Below are 19,620 nucleotides of genomic sequence, written 5' to 3'. Positions count from 1 at the left end.
ATGAAAGTGCTCCAGCACCTACGCCAGCCTCTGAACCAGTGAAGACCGCAGAGGAAAAGCCGGATGATGATGTGATTATTGATTCAGTGTGCGAACTGCTGTCAAAGCCTGACAGTTTACGACAGCAAAACAGGGGAGATACATTTATAAATTATGCTCGTCGTGTAATGCAAAGTAACCATAAGAAACTACCTTCCAGATTCGAAGATAAGTTAGAGATGAGATTTGAAAATCGTTATCCACACTTCTATGGACGATTCGGGATACCATTTTAACCAAGGGGAATAATGAACAAACTATACCTATTGAACGAAGCCACACATCATCAAATCGAATGTAACACTGTTTGCCAACGTCTTTATAAAGACAGGCTTTGATACTCGCTCAGTGGGGCCTGCTATCATGGATTGGTTGGGCGTTGGTAGTGGTAATGCTGGAACAGCGGCAAATCAATACAGCCTAAATGGTGATTCTCTTCGCGGTTCTGCAATGTCACTTAGCAGCGGCAATGCGCCAGTGTACACGGTGAACCCTACATTCAATCTAAATCTTGAGGCATCCGTACCGCTCACCATTGCAAGCGATAGCTCAAGATTAAGCGATTACATTGATTTCCAGGCGAGAGCTTCACAAGCCAGCTTTATGCAATCGCTCACGCTGTCAGCTTTAAGCGGTCAATCCTCTACAGGTGGATGAGTATGATACTGAATCAAGGTTATGATAAAATACTTAAGCCAAATTTCAATTAAAGGAATCGATCTTGAACTTTGATGATTTATCCTCTGATGAACTTGATCAGCATGTTATGGATCGCCTCGTATTTGAAGAAGAGGAATTATCTCCCATCTTAAAGGGGCATCTATTTATTGAGAAAGTTCTTGAAACATTAATTTCAAGAAACCTTGTTGAGCCTAAGGCATTTTTCAGGTCTACCCGTTCTTATGATTTAAAAGTAGATTTGGCCTTTGCTATGGGCTTGCTCAATAATAAATACTATTCTGCATTCAAAGCGATTAACAAAGTTAGAAATAACTATGCGCATAAGCATGATTACAAGGTTACTCTTGAAGAATTGAATGCTTTCAAATTTGATTGGGAAGAAATCCAGAATAAAGCATTTGCTGTGGCATGTGGAAAAAGTATTGGCGAGGGGGCAAGTATTGCCACAATGTTTTTATGTTGGAAAGCAATACATCTCCTCGACAAACAAGAAGGTTAAAAAAGGGGCTTGCGCCCCTTTTTATCATTTACGCCCTTTGTTGGACTGAGCCAGAACAGAGGCGGCAAGTTCTTTGGTCAATTCACTTGAGCGAGGGTTGTTGAGGGCAGCAGATGCTTTGTGTTCCATTGCACCGCTTGTTTGGTTCGAAGAACCCTTTTGAGACAGTGCTGAACCAGCAAGGCTCTTTTGGATTCCAGATGCGTTAGGGTTGTTCAAGGTTTGTGCTGCTACTGATGCGACTTTGCTTGATGTTTGCTTTGAATTATTAACCATTCTCAACACCTATTCAGGAAGTGAATTTTTGCACATGTTGTATCTTATTTATGAATAAACACAACATGTAGTGTTAATGGTAATTCTCACCGCTTCGCTTTGCAACAATGAAAACGCAGTTTACTGGTTAAATTCACAGTTGGTAAATTGTGCGGTATTTTATGCTGCGCAAGTGACTTCTTTTCCGTGACTCATAGGTGATAACACTGGTTTTGTTGGTCGGTATTTGATCAATGGTTGTGAATTTAGTGGGGTACAAACTGAGGTACAAGGTGGGGTACAGCGCGAAGAAGCGATAACCGGAAGGGCGAGCTTGCAACAGCAAGCCACTTCCCCTAAGCTGGCAAAAAGTATAGAGATTCAATCTACATGACTCGGGGTGCCCTTCTTCGTTGAAGGCTGAGAAATACCCGTACCACCTGATCTGGATAATGCCAGCGTAGGGAAGTCTGACACTGCTCGTGTCCCTTCTTTCACGCGGGCAGGAGCTGAACCATGCAGCCTGACCTGCACAGCCGCGCACTCGCGGCCCACGCCTTACAGCAATTTAGAACCCTTTCTCCGCTCACGCATTGTATGACCAATGAGGTCGTGCAGAATTTTACCGCCAATACGCTTCTGGCATTGGGCGCGTCACCTGCGATGGTGATTGAACCCGAAGAAGCCAGCCAGTTTGCGGCTGTTGCCCATGCAGTGCTGATTAATGTCGGTACGCTGACCGGGAGCCGCGCCATTGCTATGCGTGCGGCGGTCGAACAGGCGCAGCGGGCGAATACGCCCTGGACGCTCGATCCCGTTGCCGTTGGGGCACTGGAGTTTCGCCGTCGTTTTTGCCTGGATTTGCTCTCGCTCCAGCCTGCTGCCATTCGCGGTAACGCCTCTGAAATACTCGCGCTAGCGGGAATGTGCGGAGGTGGGCGCGGTGTAGATACCACCGACACAGCAGCCGCTGCGCTGCCGGCGGCACAGGCGCTGGCATGCCGGGTCGCCTCCATCGTAGTGGTAACCGGGGAGGTGGATTACGTTACCGATGGCCAGCGTACCGTGAGTATTCGCGGTGGCGATCCATTGATGACGCGTGTCGTTGGCACCGGATGTGCGCTGTCGGCGGTGGTGGCTGCCAGCTGTGCGCTGCAGGGGGATCGGCTGAGTAACGTCGCGTCTGCCTGTAGCTGGATGAAACAGGCTGGTGAATTCGCCACTGAGCACTCGACAGGGCCAGGAAGCTTTATTCCTGCATTCCTTGATGCTTTATATAACCTGAACGCGTAGGAGCTGGCATGAAACGGATTAACGCATTAACAATTGCCGGAACCGATCCCAGCGGTGGTGCAGGTATTCAGGCGGATTTAAAAACATTCTCTGCGCTCGGGGCCTATGGCTGCTCGGTCATCACGGCTCTGGTGGCGCAAAATACGCGCGGTGTGCAGTCGGTTTATCGGATCGAACCTGATTTTGTTGCCGCGCAGCTGGACTCCGTGTTCAGCGATGTACGCATAGATACCACCAAAATCGGTATGCTGGCAGAAACGGATATTGTGGAAGCGGTCGCCGAGCGTTTACGCCGCTTTCAGGTACGAAATGTGGTGCTTGATACAGTGATGTTGGCGAAAAGCGGCGATCCGCTGCTGTCCTCCTCTGCGGTAGAAACGCTGCGTACTCGCCTGCTGCCGCAGGTGTCGATCATTACCCCGAATCTGCCGGAGGCCGCCGCATTGCTCGAAACAACCCATGCCCAAACGGAGCAGGAAATGCTGGCGCAGGGGCGTGCTCTGCGGGCATTGGGCTGCGAGGCGGTGCTGATGAAGGGCGGTCATCTGGATGACGCGCAAAGCCCTGACTGGCTGTTTACCCGCGAGGGCGAGCAGCGCTTTACCGCGCCAAGAGTGAAGACCAAAAACACCCATGGCACCGGTTGTACGCTGTCGGCAGCGCTGGCTGCGCTACGCCCGCGTCATGCAAACTGGGCCGATACGGTGCAGGAGGCCAAAATATGGCTCTCGGCGGCACTGGCCCAGGCAGATTCCCTGGAAGTGGGCGAGGGGATAGGTCCGGTACACCATTTCCACGCGTGGTGGTAACAGGGATAAATGCGTATACTGGCTGAAGATTCAGCGGTCAGGAAAAAGATAAATGGAACAAGCGCATACCCAGCTTATCGCGCAACTGAATGAACGCATTTCGGCGGCGGATAACACGCCGCTGTATCTTAAATTCGCCCAAACGGTGAAGAACGCTGTCCGCAGCGGCATCCTCGAGCATGGCAATATTCTGCCCGGTGAGCGCGATCTCAGCCAGCTGACCGGCGTTTCGCGCATTACGGTGCGTAAAGCGATGCAGGCGCTGGAGGAAGAAGGGGTAGTGACCCGCGCCCGTGGTTACGGAACGCAGATCAACAATATCTTTGAGTATTCGCTAAAAGAAGCGCGCGGCTTTTCTCAGCAGGTGGTGTTACGCGGAAAAAAACCAGATACGCTGTGGGTCAATAAACGCGTGGTGCCGTGTCCGGAAGAGGTGGCGCAGCAGCTGGCGATTACCGCCGGCAGTGACGTTTTTCTGCTTAAGCGTATTCGCTATGTGGATGAAGACGCCGTATCCATTGAAGAGTCCTGGGTCCCTGCGCATCTTATTCATGATGTGGATGCCATCGGCGTCTCGCTGTACGACTATTTTCGCAGCCAGCATATTTTCCCGCAGCGTACGCGCTCCCGCGTCAGCGCCCGCATGCCGGATGCGGAGTTCCAGTCGCACATTCAGATGGACAGCAAAGTGCCGGTGCTGGTGATCAAGCAGGTCGCGCTTGACCAGCAGCACCGGCCCATTGAATACAGCATCAGTTACTGCCGCAGCGACCTATACGTCTTTGTGTGCGAGGAGTAACGCGTCGCGCGAGGGGGCGCAATCGCCGCCGCGATGCCCGACCACCCACGATCCCACCGCGTTGCCAAGCAACACGGCATCGGCCAGCGACCAACCAGATGCCAGCCCGGCCAGCATGCCGCCTGCGTGACTGTCGCCAGCGCCAATGGTGTCAACCACGGTCGTTGGAAATGCAGGCACGCAGCCGGATGTCGTTTCACTGAAATACCATGCGCCGTCTTTATCGTGGCGAACTACCACCGGCGTGGCAAAGCGCTTCACCCACTCAGCGCCAAAACCCTCGACATCCACGCTTAACCTGAACCGTTCTGCGGCAATGTCTGCTTCCTGCCGATTCAGTGACACCAGCGGGTGACAGGCCAGTATTCGCGCCATTAAGGCATCGGAGATGTCGCCGATGCGTGGCCCAAAATCGATAAATGGGGTCACCTCATCCAGACTCTCCAGCCACTGCACCAGCAGCTCGCCGCACGGCGAAGCCAGCTGATAGCCGGAAAGATACACCAGGCTGTGGCGCGGGATCGTCAACTGCGCAAGCCAGTCGGCGTTCCACTGATTTTCGACGCCGCTGAAGGACATAAAGGTGCGTTCACCGTCTGGCTCAACTAGCGCCAGACACCAGCCATTATCACCTTCGGCATGGTCAATCAGACTGTGTAAACCCTCTTTTGCCATCCGGTTGCGGATGATATCTGCCCACACTCCTTGACCTAGCGGCAAGGCATTGCTGGCGTCGATACCTAAACGCTTAAGCGCGACGGCGATGTTCAGCGCACAGCCGCCAACATTAACGCCTTGTTGTTTAAGCTCGATGTCACAACCGCGCCAGGGCAGGGCATACGCATCGGCAATCACATCGATCACCGCTGCACCGACTACCGTCACCGGGCGCTGGGTGTGCAATTGCGGGATAAGTGCCTGCAAACGCGTGGTGCTCATCGCGCCTCCCGTTGCTCACGCAGGCGCATTAATCCGCTGGCGTAGCGGGTAAAGTCCAACTGATTGACCGCATCCAGTTCCTGTTTCAACACAGGGTCAATCGCGCCGACGCCGTGCAGTGCGCCACAAATTGCCGTGGCCATGGCACCGATGGTGTCGGTATCACCGCCAAGATTCGCGCACAAAATAGCGCAGCGCTTAGGGTCGGTGTGTGCCAGTTCCACCATGGCGATAGCGCAGGGCACGGATTCAATGGTGCTGGTGCCAGCTCCCACCACCTGATACAGCTGCTCACTGGCAGACTCGATACCGTTAGCATCGCGGACGATTTTCAGTGCCAGTTCGAGGCGCGCCGCGAGCGATGCGCTAAAGGTGGTGATCCGTTTTTGCTGGGCGTGGTGGGCAATGGCGGGAAGCGCATCGACAATATCGCACCATTGTTCGCCGTCGATCGCGCGCGACACTGCCCACGCGACTACCACGGCCCCGGCCACCGCCAGATCCGATTTATGCGTCGGGCTGGACGCCAGCGCCACATCATCAATGAAGGCATCAAGATCGTGTGCGGGTAGCAGGCAGCCTAACGGTGAAACGCGCATGGCCGCACCGTTGGTGACACCGTTGTTTTCCAGCTCAGTAACGGGTTTTCCGTCGCGGATGGCCTTAAGGGCAATCTTCGAGGTGGGGCCCAGCACGTTTTTATTGAAGGCATCGAAATCTTCCGCCCAGGCCAGGATATTTCGGCCAATGACGTCGGGGACAATTTTCCCGTCGCATTCCAGCAGAGCATCTGCCAGGCACAGCGCCATGGCTGTGTCATCAGTGAACTCCGCCTGGTTAAAATAGCAGGCGGCGTTATTTTCCGCGGGGCCGGGCAAAAAGCGGTCGATCCAGCCAAAGTGTGCTTTCACGCGGGTTCTGGGCCATAGCTCTGACGGCATGCCCATCGCATCCCCTAACGCTTGCCCATAAAGAGCACCGAGAATACGCTCTGCTTTCATTTTACTTCCCCTTTTTTCAATGCCAGATCGCGGTCGTTCACGTTAATTGCGGTGATTTCTTTGTCAGACTCGCGAAAGAAAATCATAAACAGTACGGCAATGACGGCAATCATGACTGCGCCAAATCCCCACATGCCCGCCCAGTTAAAGGTGAGACCGTTAACCGGTTCTTTATACGCAAACATTTTTTCCATCATCACCCCGCCCAGGCGATAGCCCAGCAGACTACCGAATCCCTGACAGCAGAGGGTGATCAACCCCTGTGCGGCGGTACGCATATGCACAGGCGCTTTTTTATCCACGTAGATATAGGCCGTAACATAGTAGAAATCGTAACTGACGCCGTGCAGCAGAATGCCGAGAAACAGCAGTGCGTAGGTGAAATATTCTTCCGCGCCGCCGTAGACGAAAAAGCCATAGCGGATCGCTGCAGTAATAAGACCAAGCAATAATACCTTTTTAATGCCAAAGCGCTTAGTAAAGAACGGCAGCGCCAGCATAAAGAAGATTTCCGAGAACTGACCCAGCGTCATCCAGCCGGTGGCATTTTTCATTCCGACTTCGGTCAGGTAACCATTGGCGAAGATGTAGTAAAACGCCAGCGGCATCGCAAACAGGAACGAACAGAAGAAAAAGACAAGGAAGTTCTTATCACGCAGCAGGATCAGTGCATCCAGCCCCAGCATGACTTTGATATCCATCTTGCCGGTACTTTTTGGCGGCGTATCCGGTAAGAAGAAGGCGAAGACACCCAGCAGCGCGGAGCTCCCGGCGGTGATCAGCAACGGGATATTGGTGGGGGAAATATCGCTGTAGCCCAGCATTTGCGGTAAGAACCCGCAGGCTAAACCGGAGGCAATCCAGCCAATGGTGCCCATCACACGGATGCGTGGGAAGTCACGCTCGACGTCCGGGACGTTGGCAAAGGCAATACTGTTGGTCAGCGCAATGGTGGGCATATAGGTCAGTGAATACGCCAACAATAGCGGGAAGAAGCCGCCGAAGGTGGTCTGCTGCGCGGCGAAGTACATCAGAATGGCGCCGACGAACATTAACACCGCCAGGACTTTTTGCGCGGAGAAAAAGCGGTCAGTGAGCGAACCGACAAAAATCGGTGACAGGATTGCGGCAATGGCGGTACAGGCGTAGGACCAGCCAATTTCTCCGGCGCTGAATCCGCTTTTACTCAGCCACAGCCAAAGCGGTACAAACCAGGCGCCCCAGATAAACCACTCCACGAACATCATGAACGACAGCTTTGCTGTAGTTTTCATCTTTACATCCTTCATGACAGGTAAGGTACGTTTTCATAGTACCAGTAGATAATACCTTTAAAATACCTTTGTGTTTTAATTTTGACCGCCTTAACGTTTTTTAATGCCTGAATCGAGCCAGCGGAAATGACTGAAAAGTGCGCTAAAGATGGAAAAAAAGCGCAGTCGGTACCAGGCTTATGGCTGCCCGCAACAAGGCGGGTCAGGACAATTCACATTCCGGTATCCAACCGGAACTTACGGGAGCATAGCTATGACTGATATTGCGCAGTTGCTTGGCAAAGATGCCGACAACCTTTTACAGCATCGTTGTATGACCATTCCTTCTGACCAACTTTACCTGCCAGGGCATGATTACGTCGACCGCGTGATGGTAGACAATAATCGTCCGCCTGCCGTGCTGCGTAATATGCAGACGCTGTACAACACGGGCCGACTCGCTGGCACGGGATACCTGTCGATTCTGCCGGTCGACCAGGGCGTGGAGCATTCCGCCGGGGCCTCGTTTGCCGCCAACCCGTTGTACTTTGATCCGAAGAATATTGTGGAGCTGGCTATCGAAGCGGGCTGTAACTGCGTGGCATCGACCTACGGCGTGCTGGCTTCCGTATCTCGTCGCTATGCACACCGTATTCCGTTTCTCGTAAAAATTAACCACAACGAAACGCTTAGCTACCCGAATACCTTTGACCAGACGCTGTATGCCAGTGTGGAGCAGGCATTCAATATGGGCGCGGTGGCGGTCGGGGCTACGATCTATTTTGGCTCCGAGGAATCGCGTCGTCAGATTGAAGAGATTTCTGCAGCGTTTGAACGTGCGCATGAACTGGGGATGGTGACGGTGCTGTGGGCCTATCTGCGCAACTCCGCATTTAAGAAAGACGGGGTGGATTATCACGTTTCCGCCGACCTGACCGGGCAGGCAAACCACCTGGCGGCCACCATCGGAGCGGATATTGTTAAGCAGAAAATGGCGGAAAATAACGGCGGGTATAAGGCCGTTAACTTTGGCTATACCGACGATCGCGTCTACAGCAAGCTGACCAGCGACAACCCGATTGACCTGGTGCGTTATCAACTGGCGAACTGCTATATGGGCCGCGCCGGGCTGATTAACTCCGGCGGTGCGGCAGGGGGCGAAACCGATCTCAGCGATGCGGTGCGCACGGCGGTAATTAACAAGCGTGCCGGTGGTATGGGTCTGATCCTCGGACGTAAAGCGTTCAAGAAAACCATGGCAGATGGCGTTAAGTTGATTAACGCCGTGCAGGACGTTTATCTGGATAACAAAGTAACCATTGCGTAAATTATCGCGGGTTGTGGTCATGTCACGGCAACCCGCGTTTCTTGAAAAATTAAATTCAAAATATCATTTCAGTATAATCGCAATATTAGTCCGATCTACCTCACGTTTCTCCTGCCTTTTGTGAAAAGCATCACCTCTCCCTGTGCACTTGCACAGAAAATAGTCATGCCTTAGCGCGGAATGTCCGAGGCAAAGTTGCTTTTTTGCACATACATTTAGATGTGAAACAGCATTTCAAAGTTGCGCTAAGGACCCAATAATGAAAATTGAAGCTATCAATGTCTCCGTCTTCCAGTATCCCACCCGCCGGGTTTCTGATACCGCCGGACATTCCCATCCGGGGCCGGAAAGCCTCGCCAAAATGGCCATGCTGACCATTACCGCCGATGACGGAACCCAGGGGTATTCGTTTGCACCGCCGGAAGTGGTGCGCCCGTTTGTGGTGAATACCTTTTTTCGCAAAGTGATGGTCGGTCAGGACCCGTTTAATCGGGAGCGCATCTGGCAGGATCTGGTGCACTGGCAGCGGGGAAGCGCGCATCAACTGACCGAACGCGCGCTGTCTTTTGTTGAGCAGGCGCTGTGGGATTTGATAGGCCGCAAGCTCAACATGCCGGTCTACAAGCTGCTGGGTGGTTTTCGCGATAAGGTCCCGGCCTACGGCAGCACCATGTGTGGTGACGATCTGCCCGGCGGACTGTCGACGCCGGAAGAATATGCCTGCTTTGCCGAAAAACTGGTCGCTCGTGGATATAAGGCGATCAAACTGCATACCTGGATGCCGCCGGTCTCCTTCGCGCCAAATCCGAAGATGGATGTGAAAGCCTGCGCCGCCGTGCGCGAGGCGGTCGGACCGGATATTGATCTGATGATCGACGGCTATCACTGGTACAGCCGTACAGAAGCGCTGTACATCGGCAAGGAACTAGAAAAACTCAACTTTGCCTGGTTTGAAGAGCCGATGGAAGAAGAGAGCATGGCGTCTTACGCCTGGCTTGCCGAAAATCTCTCCATTCCGATCATTGGCCCGGAAAGCCTCGGTGGAAAACACCACAGCCGCGCGGACTGGGTGAAGGCGGGCGCATGCGACATTTTACGTGCTGGTGCCAACGGTGTGGGGGGGATCTCGCCCACCCTGAAAGTGGCCAACCTGGCCGAGTCGTTTGGCATGGACTGCGAAGTACACGGCAACGGTGCGGCGAGCCTCGCGGTGATTGGCGCGATTCGAAACTGTCGCTGGTACGAGCGCGGCCTGCTGCATCCGTTCCTCGACTACGACGAACCGGCAGCCTACCTGAACAGCATTGTTGACCCGATGGACGCCGACGGTTTTGTGCATCTGCCACAGCGCCCCGGTTTGGGGGAAGACATCAATTTTGCCTATATCGAAGCCAACACCGTCAGCCACGACTGACTGAAAACAATAAATGCCGGATAAGCCAAGCGTCATCCGGCAACATGTACCCTACAGTACAGGCAAACAATAGATGAAAAAAACTTCCTTACTGGGCGCGTGTTTACTCGCACTCGCCGTGTCGATGGGGAGCAGTGCGGCGTACGCCAAAACGCCGCCCGATCAGCTCATCATTGGTATGAACATGAATAACCTGCTGACCCTCGATCCTGCCGCCATGACCGGCAACGAAGTGGTGGGCATTGTGGTGAATTTATATGACTCGCTGGTGGAGTTGGATCCTGCCCAGTTGACCCATGTGAAACCCGCGCTGGCGACATCCTGGGATGTCAGTCCGGATGGCACCACCCTGACTTTTCATCTGCGCGATGACGTGACCTTTCACTCCGGTAATCCGCTGACTGCTGACGATGTGGTGTGGTCGATGCGTCGGATCCTGCACCTGAATCTGGCGCAGTCGTCGGTGTGGAAATCCTACGGCTTTAGCAAAAAAAATATCGACCAACAGGTCAGCGCCCCGGACAGGTTTACAGTGAAAATCACGCTGCCCAAAGCCAACGATCCGCAGTTGATTATCTATTCACTGGGGGCGCTGGGGAATCTCGGCGTGCTGGACAGCAAAACCGTGCAGCAACATGTGCTGAATAACGACTGGGGTAACCACTGGCTGACCACCAATGAAGCCGGGTCTGGCCCGTTTACCCTTGATACCTGGCAGGCGAAAGATGTCCTGCGCATGACGCATAACCCGAACTACTGGCGCGGCGAGGCGAAAATGAGCCGCGTGGTGTTGCGTCATTTTCAGGAATCCCAGACCCTGCGTCTGATGATTGCCAAGGGCGATCTGGATATTGCCAGTAATATGGCGGTTTCAGACATCAATGCCCTGCGTAGCGATCCTGACCTGAGCGTGGATGCCGTCCAGCGAGGCACGATGTATTACGTGGCAATGAGCATGAAGGAGGCGCACTTCGCCAATCCGAAAGTCCGTGAAGCCGTGCGTTACCTGATTGATTATCAGGGGATCAATAAAGCGCTGATGCCGGGATACGGCGTATTGCATCAGCGACCTATCAAGGCAGGAATGCCCTCCACGCTGCCTGACCCCGGCTATCGCCTCGACATTCCGCGCGCTAAAAAGCTGCTGGCGGAGGCGGGATACCCGGACGGTTTCGACACCACGCTGCGGGTGCTGGCTGACCAGCCTTTCCAGAATATCGCGATTGCCGTGCAGTCCACGCTGATGCAGGCGGGTATTAACGCCAAAATTATCACCGGAACCGGTAATCAGATCTACGGCGCAATGCGCGAGCGTAAATTTGACATGCTGGTCGGGCGCGGCGGCAGCGGCATGGAACCGCATCCGCACTCCAGCCTGCGGGCGCTGGTCTATAACCCGGATAACAGCAATGAAGCCCGGCTTACCAACTTTCAGGGCTGGCGCACAGGTTTCTACGATAAACCGCTTAATGACATGATCGACAGCGCCCTGCTGGAGCGTGACCTGCAAACGCAGACTCGCGCGTATCAGGCGATCCAGACCCGCTACGACCAGCTCGTTCCTGCGCTAATTCCGCTGTCGCAAATGGTGGATTCGGTCGTTGTGCGCCGTGAGGTGCAGAATTATCAGCCGCATCCGTCGGCCACCACGTTTTTGCGTGATGTGTATAAAACCGGAGGTGAACAATGAGCGTTGCCATACTTGCACCTGGCTCACGCGCCCGGCGTGTCTCGACCCGTCTGATACAGGTGGCAATTACGTTGTTTGGATTGCTGCTGCTGACCTTTTTTATCGGTCGCGTCATGCCGATCGACCCGGTACTGGCGATCGTGGGACCTGATGCGGATCAGAGCACCTATCAGCAAGTGTATCACCAGTTAGGCTTTGATAAATCGCTGGCGGCGCAGTTTGGTATTTACTTCACCAATCTGCTGCACGGCGATCTGGGTAATGCGCTGCTGACCGGTAAGCCGGTGATGGATGACATTGTACGCGTTTTCCCGGCCACCATTGAGCTGGCGACGATGGCCATTGTGGTAGGGGCGGGTCTGGGGATCCCGCTGGGGGTGTTGGCGGCGGCACGACGCAATAGCCTGTCGGATTACGTGGTGCGCATCATTAGCCTGGCAGGTTATTCCACACCGATTTTCTGGGTGGGGATGATGGGGTTGCTGGTGTTCTACGCCTGGCTAAGCTGGGTGGGCGGCGCGGGGCGTCTGGATCTCGGACTGGACGGGCTGGTGCCACGCCAGACTGGATTAATGACCGTCGACGCGCTGTTGGCCGGCAATGCTACCGTGTTCTGGAATGCCATTAATCATCTGGTTTTGCCTGCTGCGCTATTGGGTTTTCACTCGCTGGCTTACATCAGCCGTATGACCCGTAGCTTTATGCTGGCGCAGCTTTCACAGGAGTTCATTATCACCGCGCGCGTCAAAGGGCTGACCGAGCGTCAGGTCATCTGGAACCATGCCTTTCGCAATATTCTGGTGCAACTGCTCACGGTGGTTGCGCTGGCTTACGGTTCGCTATTGGAAGGCGCGGTGCTGATTGAAACCGTCTTTTCCTGGCCCGGCTTTGGCTCCTATTTAACCGGCAGCCTGCTGCTGGGTGACATGAATGCGGTGATGGGCTGCGTGCTGCTGGTTGGGGTGATTTTCGTCATGCTCAATCTGCTCTCCGACATGCTGTATCAATTCTTTGATCCGAGGACAAAATCATGACGGTTTCTCTGGATACGCCGCGGGATAGCGGCAATAGCGAACAACGTCTGCGGGCGAAGCAGGCGCTGCTGCGAGCGCGCGGGTTCATGGGCAAGATGGCGCGTAACCCGCTGACCGCCATTGGCGGCGGAATTATTGCGCTGTTACTGCTGGTGGCCATTTTTGCCCCGCTTATCGCACCGTACAACCCGCTGGTGCAGGATTTAAACAGTGCGCTGGTGGCGCCGAACGCGCAGCACTGGTTCGGGACCGATGAGTTTGGCCGCGATATCTTTAGCCGCCTGGTGTATGGCTCGCGCATTACGCTGTATATCGTGCTGCTGGTGTCGGTCACCGTAGGGCCGCTCGGTCTGCTGCTTGGCGTCACGGCGGGTTACTTCGGTGGCAAGGTCGACATGGTACTGATGCGCGTCACCGACATTTTCATTTCTTTTCCAAGCCTGGTACTGGCACTGGCCTTTGTCGCGGCACTCGGTCCGGGGCTGGAGCACGTAGTAATTGCCATTACGCTGACCGCCTGGCCGCCGATTGCGCGTCTGGCTCGTGCGGAAACGCTCTCGTTGCGTCAGGCTGATTTTATCTCTGCCGTTCGCCTGCAGGGGGCATCGGCAGGACGTGTGCTGTGGCGTCACATCGTACCGCTGTGCCTGCCGTCGGTGATTATTCGTATCACCATGAATATGGCGGGGATCATTCTGACCGCTGCGGGCCTTGGGTTTCTGGGGTTAGGGGCTCAGCCACCAGATCCGGAATGGGGGGCGATGATCTCCAGCGGGCGCACCTACATGATGGAATGCTGGTGGGTAGTGACTATTCCGGGGCTGGCGATTTTGATCAACAGCCTGGCGTTCAACTTCTTAGGAGATGGCTTACGTGACATCCTCGATCCTCGCAGCGAATGATTCGCCTCTGCTTGATGTGCGTAACCTGCACGTCGATTTTATCAACGGCGGCGCGGTCACCCAGGCGGTGCGCGGCGTCTCCTTTCAACTCGGACGTGAAAAACTGGCGATTGTGGGTGAGTCAGGCTCCGGTAAATCCACCGTCGGGCGAGCGCTGCTGCACCTGCATCCGAAAAAAGCACGGGTTACGGCAGACAAAATGCAGTTTAGCGATGTGGATTTAGCCCATGCCAGCGAGGCGCAGATGCGGCAAATTCGCGGTAAGCGTATCTCGATGATTATGCAGGACCCGAAATACTCCCTTAATCCGGTGGTGAGCGTTGGCGATCAGATTGCCGAAGCTTGGCTTACCCATCATCCGGGGCGCAAGGCTGAGGCCAAAGCCAGGGCGCTGGAGATGCTGGAGGTGGTGCGTATTCGTCAGCCGCAGCGAGTGTATCAGCTCTATCCGCACGAGATTTCTGGTGGCCAGGGGCAACGTGTCATGATCGCGATGATGTTAATCACCGATCCTGAACTGGTGATTGCCGACGAACCCACCTCGGCGCTGGACGTGTCGGTGCGTCTGCAGGTGCTGGGGCTGCTTGACTCGCTGGTGGAGTCGCGCGGGTTGGGGCTTATTTTTATCAGTCATGACATCAACCTTGTGCGCAGCTTCTGCGATCGCGTCCTGGTGATGTATGCCGGGCGGGTGGTGGAATCCATCGCTGCAGGCGATCTCCACCATGCGCAGCATCCCTATACTCAAGGGCTGATTAGCGCATTGCCAGAAATCCACAACCGCCGGGCGGTGCTGCCGGTGCTGCAACGTCAGGCCAGTTGGCTGAGTGAGGAGGGGATATGATCGACGTTAAAAATCTGAACCTGGCATTTGGTGAGGGAGAAAAACGCAATCAGGTGCTGTATGACGTGACGTTTGGGGTTCAGCCCGGAGAGGTCTACGGTCTGGTTGGGGAGTCCGGTTCGGGAAAGACAACCGTACTGAAGTGCCTGGCTGGATTGTTTACCCATTGGCAGGGTGAACTGGCGATCGACGGACAAGCCCTGGGGCACCGTATTCGCCGCGAACGCTGCCGCCTGGTACAGATGGTATTCCAGGACCCATATGGTTCACTGCATCCCCGGCATACCATCAGCGATATCCTCGAAGAGCCGCTGTTGATCCACGGCATTGCTGACCGGGATCGGCGGGTTAACGGGCTGCTGGATAAGGTCGGTCTGAACCGGGCATTTCGCGATCGGTATCCGCATCAGCTTTCTGGCGGGCAGCGCCAGCGTGTGGCGATTGCGCGGGCGCTAATCCTCGAACCGCAGGTGCTGTTCCTGGACGAGCCGACCTCTGCGTTGGACGTATCGGTACAGGCCGAAATTCTTAACCTGCTGGCTGAATTGCAAAAGGAGTCCAGCCTGACCTATCTGCTGGTCACCCACGATCTGGGGGTTATTGCGCATTTGTGTCAGAAAGTGGCGGTGATGCAATACGGAAAAATTCTTGAAACGCTCACCGTGGATGCGCTGGTCAACGGTGAGGCGCAAACCGAGTATACCCGGATGTTAATAAGCGGCAGCCAGCGCTATTCCCGCGATCTGGCGCGGGAAGTGGCGGCGTACTAGCGTAACAAGGGACAACCAGGCGGTAACCGGCAGCGCAGCGCGGCGGGGAGGATTTCGATGTGAAATTCCTGCCCGCTTAGCGGTTCGCCATCGAGATTAAACGTGATTTCATGCGGGGCACGGATATCAAACCAGGATGACGCGCCATCAATAATATTGGGGTTGTCGTCGGATTGGGTAAGTGCCGAAAGTAGCGCCGGAAGAAGCTCATCACCGGTAAAAATGCGCAGTTGCAGCAGACCGTCGTTGATCAGTGCCGTGGGGCAAAGTTGCTGCCCGCCGCCAGCCTGACGACCATTGCCGATGCCGATCACCAGCGCGTCTCCCTGCCAGTGAAAGTTTTCCCCGCGAATTTCGCAGCTGTCGGGCTTCAGCGTGTCCATGCGCATGAGCCCATGAATAAAGTACGACACGCCGCCCAGCGCGGCTTTGAGTTTTTCTGGTGTTTCTGTCGTGACTCGCGTGCCGAATCCGCCCGTCGCCATATTGATAAAACAGGTCTTATCATTGACCTGCACCATATCTATTTCAACCGCATTGCCGGCGATGGTCAGCTTCAAGGCTTTATCCAGAACATCAGGAATACCCACGCTGGTGGCGAAGTCATTTGCGGTTCCCAGCGGCAAAATCCCCAGTGCGGGTATATCCTCCCCCTGGCAATGGATGAGCGCGGTGGAGACTTCGTTGATGGTGCCATCACCGCCGCCCGCAATGACGGTGGCAACGCCCAACTGGCGGGCCTCATCAACGTAACGCCGGGCGTCGCCTTTTTCCCAGGTGACGCGCACATGGATCTCAACGCCCTCATCGCGTAGCAGGGCAATCGCCTCGCGCAGCGGGGGATTATCAGCACTTTTTCCATTCAGGATCAGTAAGCTGGCTGGGAATGCTATCATCCTGTTGCCTCACTTTTATCGTTTTAACAAGTGTATGCCAGGAATGGGTTTATGGCGTAAGAACTGACCGAAAGCGCGGACGTTAAACGTAAAAAGCCGCGATTTGCGGCTTTTTCAGGTAAGGCAGGGATTACTGCGGGAACCACTGATCGCTGATTTTTTGATAGGTACCGTCAGCTTTAATGGCGGCCAGCGCGGTGTTCAGTTTTTCCAGCAGCGCGGTGTTATCCGGGCGAACGGCAATGCCAAGGCCGGTGCCGAAGTATTGCGGGTCAGTTACTTTGTCCGTTGCTACGCCTAACTGCGGATTGGTTTTCAGCCACTCGTTAACTACGGCAGTGTCGCCAAATACGCCATCAATACGCCCGTTTTTCAGGTCAATGATCGCATTCTGGTAACTGTCGTACGCCACGGTTTTCACTTCAGGATGTTTATCCTGCAGGTATTTCTGGTGCGTGGTGCCGTTTTCCATGCCGATACGTTTGCCTTTCAAATCAGCAAAGGTTTTATAGGTGTCTTTTTTCGCAATGACCAGCGCTGAGTTGGCATAGTAGGGCTGAGTAAAGGAGACCTGCTTACTACGTTCTGGCGTGATGTCCATACCGGAAATCACCGCATCGTATTTTTTGAATTTTAGCGCGGGGATCAGGCTGTCGAACGCATGATTAGTAAAAGTACAGTCAGCCTGCATTTGTTTGCACAATGCTGAAGCCAGGTCGATGTCAAAACCAACAATTTTATTGCTGGCATCCAACGATTCGAATGGCGGGTAGGTTGCTGAGACACCGAAATTGATTTTATCAGTAGCAGAGGCGCCGGTGGCGAAGGTAGCAAGTAATGCGGCCAGGACTAACTTTTTCATGGTGGAACTCCCGTCTGTCAATCTTATGATGATTCACCGTGTCTGCGGCGTTGATTTACAATGCCATTTAATGAATTTGTATGCAATAAAAATGATTAAATATTTTATGTGGAATAAAAAAAAGCGGACAGTCCAGAGACATGTCCGCCTTTACTATTCAGCTTTATGCAGTTATTGACTTAATTGCGGTGTTCAAACGCCAGTGCTTTACGCTCGATTAAGCGCATCATCAACGTCAGCAGGCCGTTAACAATCAGATAAATCACGCCCGCCGCGCCGAAGACCATGACGTCATAGGTACGACCATACAACAGCTGGCTGTAACCCATGACTTCCATCAGCGTGATGGTGTAGGCCAGGGAGGTACTTTTGAACACCAGCACCACTTCGTTGGAGTACGAGGAGAGGGCGCGTTTAAAGGCGTACGGCAGCAAGATGGCCAGCGTATCTTTCTTGCTCATCCCCAATGCACCACAGGATTGCCACTGACCTTCCGGGATTGCGCGAATAGCGCCGTAGAACAGCTGCGTGGTATACGCGGCACTGTTTAACGACAGCGCAATCAAGGCGCACAGCCAGGGTTCTGACAGCAGATGCCAGAGGACCGGATACTCCTGCAGCGCGGGAAACTGCCCCGGACCGTAGTAGATCAGGAAGATTTGCACCAACAGCGGCGTACCGGTAAACAGCGTAATGTAGGCGCGTACCAGCCACACCAGCACCGGAGTTTTCAGCGTCAGGATGACGGTGAAAATCAGCGCCATGACCAGCGCAACCACGATGGAGGCAACCGTCAACGTCAGGCTGGTATGCAGCCCTTTCATCAGTTCTGGTAAATACTCAAGCATCAGCCCGGTCTCCGCTCAAAACGTGTCGCGCGCAGGTCAATGCGTTTGAGAATGTACTGACTCAACAGCGTTATCACCAGATAAATGGCCGCCGCCACGATGTACCAGGTAAACGGCTCCTGAGTACGCGTGGCAATGCTTTTGGTTTGCAGCATCAGATCGTTGACGCTGATCAGGCTTACCAGCGCGGTATCTTTCAGCAAAACCAGCCACTGGTTACCCAGTCCCGGCAGGGCATGACGCCACATTTGCGGCATCACCAGACGAAAGAAGATCGCGGTTTTGGACAGCCCCAGCGCCTGACCAGACTCCCATTGCCCGAGCGGGACGGCTTTCAGTGCGCCACGCAGCGTTTGCGACGCATAGGCCGCATACAGCAATGACAGCGCAATGACGCCGCACAGGAACGGACTGACGTCGAAGTTTTCGATCTCCATCTGCACCGGGATCTGCACGATGCCAAGATTTATCGTAAACCCATCGGCCAGCATCAGCAGCAACTGGGAGGAACCGAAATAGATAAACAGAACCACCAGAATTTCCGGCAGTCCGCGCAGGAGCGTCACCAGGGCTGAACCCGTCCATGCCACTGGACGCCATTTAGCAGACTCCCAGACGGCAAACAACATTGCGAGAGCCAGGCCAATGATCAGCGCACAAACGGCAAGGCCGACGGTCATCCCGGCGGCGCTTGCTAAAGGAAAAAATTCATTCATCTAATATTACTTCTGGAACCATTTGTTATAGATGGTTTCGTACGTCCCATCTTTCTTCACTTTTTCCAGCGCAGCATTGAATTTCTGCTGCAGCTCGGTATTGCCCTGGCGCATGGCGATGCCCAGACCGGTACCGAAGTAATCTTTATCGGTAACTTTATCGCCAACGGCGGCCAGTTTCGGATTGTCCTTCAGCCATTCGGTCACGACAGCAGTATCACCAAAGACGCCATCAATACGCCCGTTCTGCAGGTCGAGTTTGGCATTCTGGTAGCTGTCATACGGAACGGTGGTGACTTCCGGATGTTTATCCATGATGAATTTCTGGTGCGTGGTGCCGTTTTGTACGCCCACTTTCTTGCCTTTCAGCTGGTCAATGCTGGTGTATTTACCCTGTTGACCAACAAACAACGCGGAGTTGTCATAGTAAGGCGTGGTGAACAACACCTGCTTTTCACGCTCCGGCGTGATGTCCATTCCGGCCATTACCGCGTCAAAACGGCGGAATTTCAGGCTTGGGATCAGGCTGTCGAAAGCCTGGTTAGTGAACGTACAGGTGGCGTCGATCTCTTTACACAGCGCATTTGCCAGGTCAACGTCAAAACCCACGATGTTGTTATTAGCATCAATGGATTCAAACGGAGGATAAGACGCTTCGGTAGCGAAGCGAATGGTTTGGGCTGCGGTAGCGGAAAGGCTAAAACCTGCGATTAGCGCGGCAATCAGAACTTTTTTCATTGTATTGTCCC

General features: G+C 54.2%; 21 protein-coding genes, 1 pseudogene and 1 riboswitch. Of the genes and pseudogenes, 13 read left to right on the top strand and 9 right to left on the bottom strand.

Annotation, left to right across the window (positions count from 1 at the left end; all coding sequences use genetic code 11):
* The 3 genes and pseudogenes from FDW88_RS22565 to FDW88_RS12570 form a co-directional block, all read left to right on the top strand.
* Positions 1–275: pseudogene (locus tag FDW88_RS22565) on the top strand (helix-turn-helix domain-containing protein); the annotation flags it as partial.
* Positions 276–402: 127 nt separating this feature from the next.
* Positions 403–696 (top strand): hypothetical protein, encoded by a 294-nt coding sequence (locus FDW88_RS12575; protein ID WP_234834304.1) that lies wholly within the window; start codon positions 403–405, stop codon positions 694–696.
* Between the two features lie 64 nt (positions 697–760).
* On the top strand, positions 761–1,219 hold the full coding sequence (locus FDW88_RS12570) for a hypothetical protein (protein WP_063162046.1): 459 nt from the start codon (positions 761–763) through the stop codon (positions 1,217–1,219).
* Positions 1,220–1,243: 24 nt separating this feature from the next.
* Here FDW88_RS12570 and FDW88_RS12565 read toward each other — a convergent pair whose 3' ends face one another.
* Positions 1,244–1,495, bottom strand: coding sequence for a hypothetical protein (locus FDW88_RS12565; protein ID WP_137362663.1), 252 nt, complete (start codon positions 1,493–1,495; stop codon positions 1,244–1,246).
* 365 nt (positions 1,496–1,860) lie between these two features.
* A riboswitch (TPP riboswitch) is annotated at positions 1,861–1,958 on the top strand.
* Positions 1,959–1,990: 32 nt separating this feature from the next.
* Between FDW88_RS12565 and thiM the strand changes: the two genes are divergently transcribed.
* The 3 genes from thiM to FDW88_RS12550 are packed head-to-tail and all read left to right on the top strand — an operon-like array spanning position 1,991 to position 4,375.
* Positions 1,991–2,767, top strand: a complete 777-nt coding sequence (thiM, locus tag FDW88_RS12560) for a hydroxyethylthiazole kinase (protein WP_137362662.1) — start codon at positions 1,991–1,993, stop codon at positions 2,765–2,767.
* 8 nt (positions 2,768–2,775) lie between these two features.
* Positions 2,776–3,576: a bifunctional hydroxymethylpyrimidine kinase/phosphomethylpyrimidine kinase gene (gene thiD / locus FDW88_RS12555; protein WP_115258056.1), complete on the top strand. Its 801-nt coding sequence runs from the start codon at positions 2,776–2,778 to the stop codon at positions 3,574–3,576.
* A 52-nt stretch (positions 3,577–3,628) separates the two neighbouring features.
* Complete coding sequence (locus tag FDW88_RS12550) at positions 3,629–4,375, top strand: GntR family transcriptional regulator (RefSeq protein WP_096756525.1); 747 nt, start codon at positions 3,629–3,631, stop codon at positions 4,373–4,375.
* Here FDW88_RS12550 and FDW88_RS12545 read toward each other — a convergent pair.
* From FDW88_RS12545 to FDW88_RS12535, 3 genes are read right to left on the bottom strand one after another with little or no spacing between them, the layout of a single operon-like run.
* Entirely contained in the window at positions 4,349–5,314 is a 966-nt protein-coding gene (locus FDW88_RS12545; protein ID WP_137362661.1) for a PfkB family carbohydrate kinase, read from the bottom strand. The two genes, FDW88_RS12550 and FDW88_RS12545, sit on opposite strands and share 27 nt — an antisense overlap.
* On the bottom strand, positions 5,311–6,315 hold the full coding sequence (locus tag FDW88_RS12540) for an ADP-ribosylglycohydrolase family protein (protein WP_137362660.1): 1,005 nt from the start codon (positions 6,313–6,315) through the stop codon (positions 5,311–5,313). Before FDW88_RS12540 ends, FDW88_RS12545 begins: the two co-directional genes overlap by 4 nt.
* On the bottom strand, positions 6,312–7,589 hold the full coding sequence (locus FDW88_RS12535) for a nucleoside permease (protein WP_117343241.1): 1,278 nt from the start codon (positions 7,587–7,589) through the stop codon (positions 6,312–6,314). Before FDW88_RS12535 ends, FDW88_RS12540 begins: the two co-directional genes overlap by 4 nt.
* 253 nt (positions 7,590–7,842) lie before the next feature.
* Between FDW88_RS12535 and fbaB the strand changes: the two genes are divergently transcribed.
* The 7 genes from fbaB (at position 7,843) to FDW88_RS12500 (ending at position 15,549) form a co-directional block, all read left to right on the top strand.
* The gene (gene fbaB / locus FDW88_RS12530) at positions 7,843–8,895 is read left to right on the top strand and encodes a class I fructose-bisphosphate aldolase (RefSeq protein ID WP_005129139.1); all 1,053 of its coding nucleotides are present in this window, start codon (positions 7,843–7,845) and stop codon (positions 8,893–8,895) included.
* 259 nt (positions 8,896–9,154) lie between these two features.
* Entirely contained in the window at positions 9,155–10,309 is a 1,155-nt protein-coding gene (locus FDW88_RS12525; RefSeq protein ID WP_115258060.1) for a mandelate racemase family protein, read from the top strand.
* Positions 10,310–10,382: 73 nt separating this feature from the next.
* Positions 10,383–11,999, top strand: a complete 1,617-nt coding sequence (locus FDW88_RS12520) for an ABC transporter substrate-binding protein (protein WP_137362659.1) — start codon at positions 10,383–10,385, stop codon at positions 11,997–11,999.
* Positions 11,996–13,033 (top strand): ABC transporter permease, encoded by a 1,038-nt coding sequence (locus tag FDW88_RS12515; RefSeq protein ID WP_137362658.1) that lies wholly within the window; start codon positions 11,996–11,998, stop codon positions 13,031–13,033. The genes FDW88_RS12520 and FDW88_RS12515 overlap by 4 nt, the downstream gene beginning before the upstream one ends.
* Complete coding sequence (locus FDW88_RS12510; RefSeq protein ID WP_096756532.1) at positions 13,030–13,935, top strand: ABC transporter permease; 906 nt, start codon at positions 13,030–13,032, stop codon at positions 13,933–13,935. Before FDW88_RS12515 ends, FDW88_RS12510 begins: the two co-directional genes overlap by 4 nt.
* The gene (locus FDW88_RS12505; protein ID WP_115258062.1) at positions 13,907–14,779 is read left to right on the top strand and encodes an ABC transporter ATP-binding protein; all 873 of its coding nucleotides are present in this window, start codon (positions 13,907–13,909) and stop codon (positions 14,777–14,779) included. The genes FDW88_RS12510 and FDW88_RS12505 overlap by 29 nt, the downstream gene beginning before the upstream one ends.
* Positions 14,776–15,549 carry an ABC transporter ATP-binding protein gene (locus FDW88_RS12500; protein ID WP_137362657.1) on the top strand — a complete coding sequence of 258 codons (774 nt, stop codon included), beginning with the start codon at positions 14,776–14,778 and terminating at the stop codon, positions 15,547–15,549. The genes FDW88_RS12505 and FDW88_RS12500 overlap by 4 nt, the downstream gene beginning before the upstream one ends.
* Here FDW88_RS12500 and yegS read toward each other — a convergent pair.
* The 5 genes from yegS to artI form a co-directional block, all read right to left on the bottom strand.
* Positions 15,546–16,445: a lipid kinase YegS gene (gene yegS, locus FDW88_RS12495; RefSeq protein WP_137362656.1), complete on the bottom strand. Its 900-nt coding sequence runs from the start codon at positions 16,443–16,445 to the stop codon at positions 15,546–15,548. The two genes, FDW88_RS12500 and yegS, sit on opposite strands and share 4 nt — an antisense overlap.
* Before the next feature lie 130 nt (positions 16,446–16,575).
* Complete coding sequence (gene artJ, locus FDW88_RS12490) at positions 16,576–17,307, bottom strand: arginine ABC transporter substrate-binding protein ArtJ (RefSeq protein ID WP_135911755.1); 732 nt, start codon at positions 17,305–17,307, stop codon at positions 16,576–16,578.
* Positions 17,308–17,486: 179 nt separating this feature from the next.
* Positions 17,487–18,155, bottom strand: coding sequence for an arginine ABC transporter permease ArtM (artM, locus tag FDW88_RS12485; protein ID WP_096756537.1), 669 nt, complete (start codon positions 18,153–18,155; stop codon positions 17,487–17,489).
* A complete protein-coding gene (artQ, locus tag FDW88_RS12480; protein WP_137362655.1) occupies positions 18,155–18,871 on the bottom strand; it encodes an arginine ABC transporter permease ArtQ in 717 nt (238 codons plus the stop codon). Before artQ ends, artM begins: the two co-directional genes overlap by 1 nt.
* Positions 18,872–18,877: 6 nt before the next feature.
* Complete coding sequence (artI, locus tag FDW88_RS12475) at positions 18,878–19,609, bottom strand: arginine ABC transporter substrate-binding protein ArtI (RefSeq protein WP_096756539.1); 732 nt, start codon at positions 19,607–19,609, stop codon at positions 18,878–18,880.
* Positions 19,610–19,620: the final 11 nt, after the last annotated feature.

It is taken from the genome of Citrobacter sp. wls829 (assembly GCF_005280825.1).
GTDB classification, from domain to species: Bacteria; Pseudomonadota; Gammaproteobacteria; order Enterobacterales; family Enterobacteriaceae; genus Citrobacter; species Citrobacter gillenii.
The sequence above is the reverse complement of the archived record's forward strand: the minus strand, read 5'-3'. Positions and strand labels throughout refer to the sequence as shown.

Excerpts from the sequence above, each read along its gene's own strand:
- FDW88_RS12575 (WP_234834304.1), top strand. The coding sequence starts at position 403 with ATGGATTGGTTGGGCGTTGGTAGTGGTAATGCTGGAACAGCGGCAAAT.
- FDW88_RS12565 (WP_137362663.1), bottom strand. The coding sequence starts at position 1,495 with ATGGTTAATAATTCAAAGCAAACATCAAGCAAAGTCGCATCAGTAGCA.
- thiM (WP_137362662.1), top strand. The coding sequence starts at position 1,991 with ATGCAGCCTGACCTGCACAGCCGCGCACTCGCGGCCCACGCCTTACAG.
- thiD (WP_115258056.1), top strand. The coding sequence starts at position 2,776 with ATGAAACGGATTAACGCATTAACAATTGCCGGAACCGATCCCAGCGGT.
- FDW88_RS12550 (WP_096756525.1), top strand. The coding sequence starts at position 3,629 with ATGGAACAAGCGCATACCCAGCTTATCGCGCAACTGAATGAACGCATT.
- FDW88_RS12545 (WP_137362661.1), bottom strand. The coding sequence starts at position 5,314 with ATGAGCACCACGCGTTTGCAGGCACTTATCCCGCAATTGCACACCCAG.
- FDW88_RS12540 (WP_137362660.1), bottom strand. The coding sequence starts at position 6,315 with ATGAAAGCAGAGCGTATTCTCGGTGCTCTTTATGGGCAAGCGTTAGGG.
- FDW88_RS12535 (WP_117343241.1), bottom strand. The coding sequence starts at position 7,589 with ATGAAAACTACAGCAAAGCTGTCGTTCATGATGTTCGTGGAGTGGTTT.
- fbaB (WP_005129139.1), top strand. The coding sequence starts at position 7,843 with ATGACTGATATTGCGCAGTTGCTTGGCAAAGATGCCGACAACCTTTTA.
- FDW88_RS12525 (WP_115258060.1), top strand. The coding sequence starts at position 9,155 with ATGAAAATTGAAGCTATCAATGTCTCCGTCTTCCAGTATCCCACCCGC.
- FDW88_RS12520 (WP_137362659.1), top strand. The coding sequence starts at position 10,383 with ATGAAAAAAACTTCCTTACTGGGCGCGTGTTTACTCGCACTCGCCGTG.
- FDW88_RS12515 (WP_137362658.1), top strand. The coding sequence starts at position 11,996 with ATGAGCGTTGCCATACTTGCACCTGGCTCACGCGCCCGGCGTGTCTCG.
- FDW88_RS12510 (WP_096756532.1), top strand. The coding sequence starts at position 13,030 with ATGACGGTTTCTCTGGATACGCCGCGGGATAGCGGCAATAGCGAACAA.
- FDW88_RS12500 (WP_137362657.1), top strand. The coding sequence starts at position 14,776 with ATGATCGACGTTAAAAATCTGAACCTGGCATTTGGTGAGGGAGAAAAA.
- yegS (WP_137362656.1), bottom strand. The coding sequence starts at position 16,445 with ATGATAGCATTCCCAGCCAGCTTACTGATCCTGAATGGAAAAAGTGCT.
- artJ (WP_135911755.1), bottom strand. The coding sequence starts at position 17,307 with ATGAAAAAGTTAGTCCTGGCCGCATTACTTGCTACCTTCGCCACCGGC.
- artM (WP_096756537.1), bottom strand. The coding sequence starts at position 18,155 with ATGCTTGAGTATTTACCAGAACTGATGAAAGGGCTGCATACCAGCCTG.
- artQ (WP_137362655.1), bottom strand. The coding sequence starts at position 18,871 with ATGAATGAATTTTTTCCTTTAGCAAGCGCCGCCGGGATGACCGTCGGC.
- artI (WP_096756539.1), bottom strand. The coding sequence starts at position 19,609 with ATGAAAAAAGTTCTGATTGCCGCGCTAATCGCAGGTTTTAGCCTTTCC.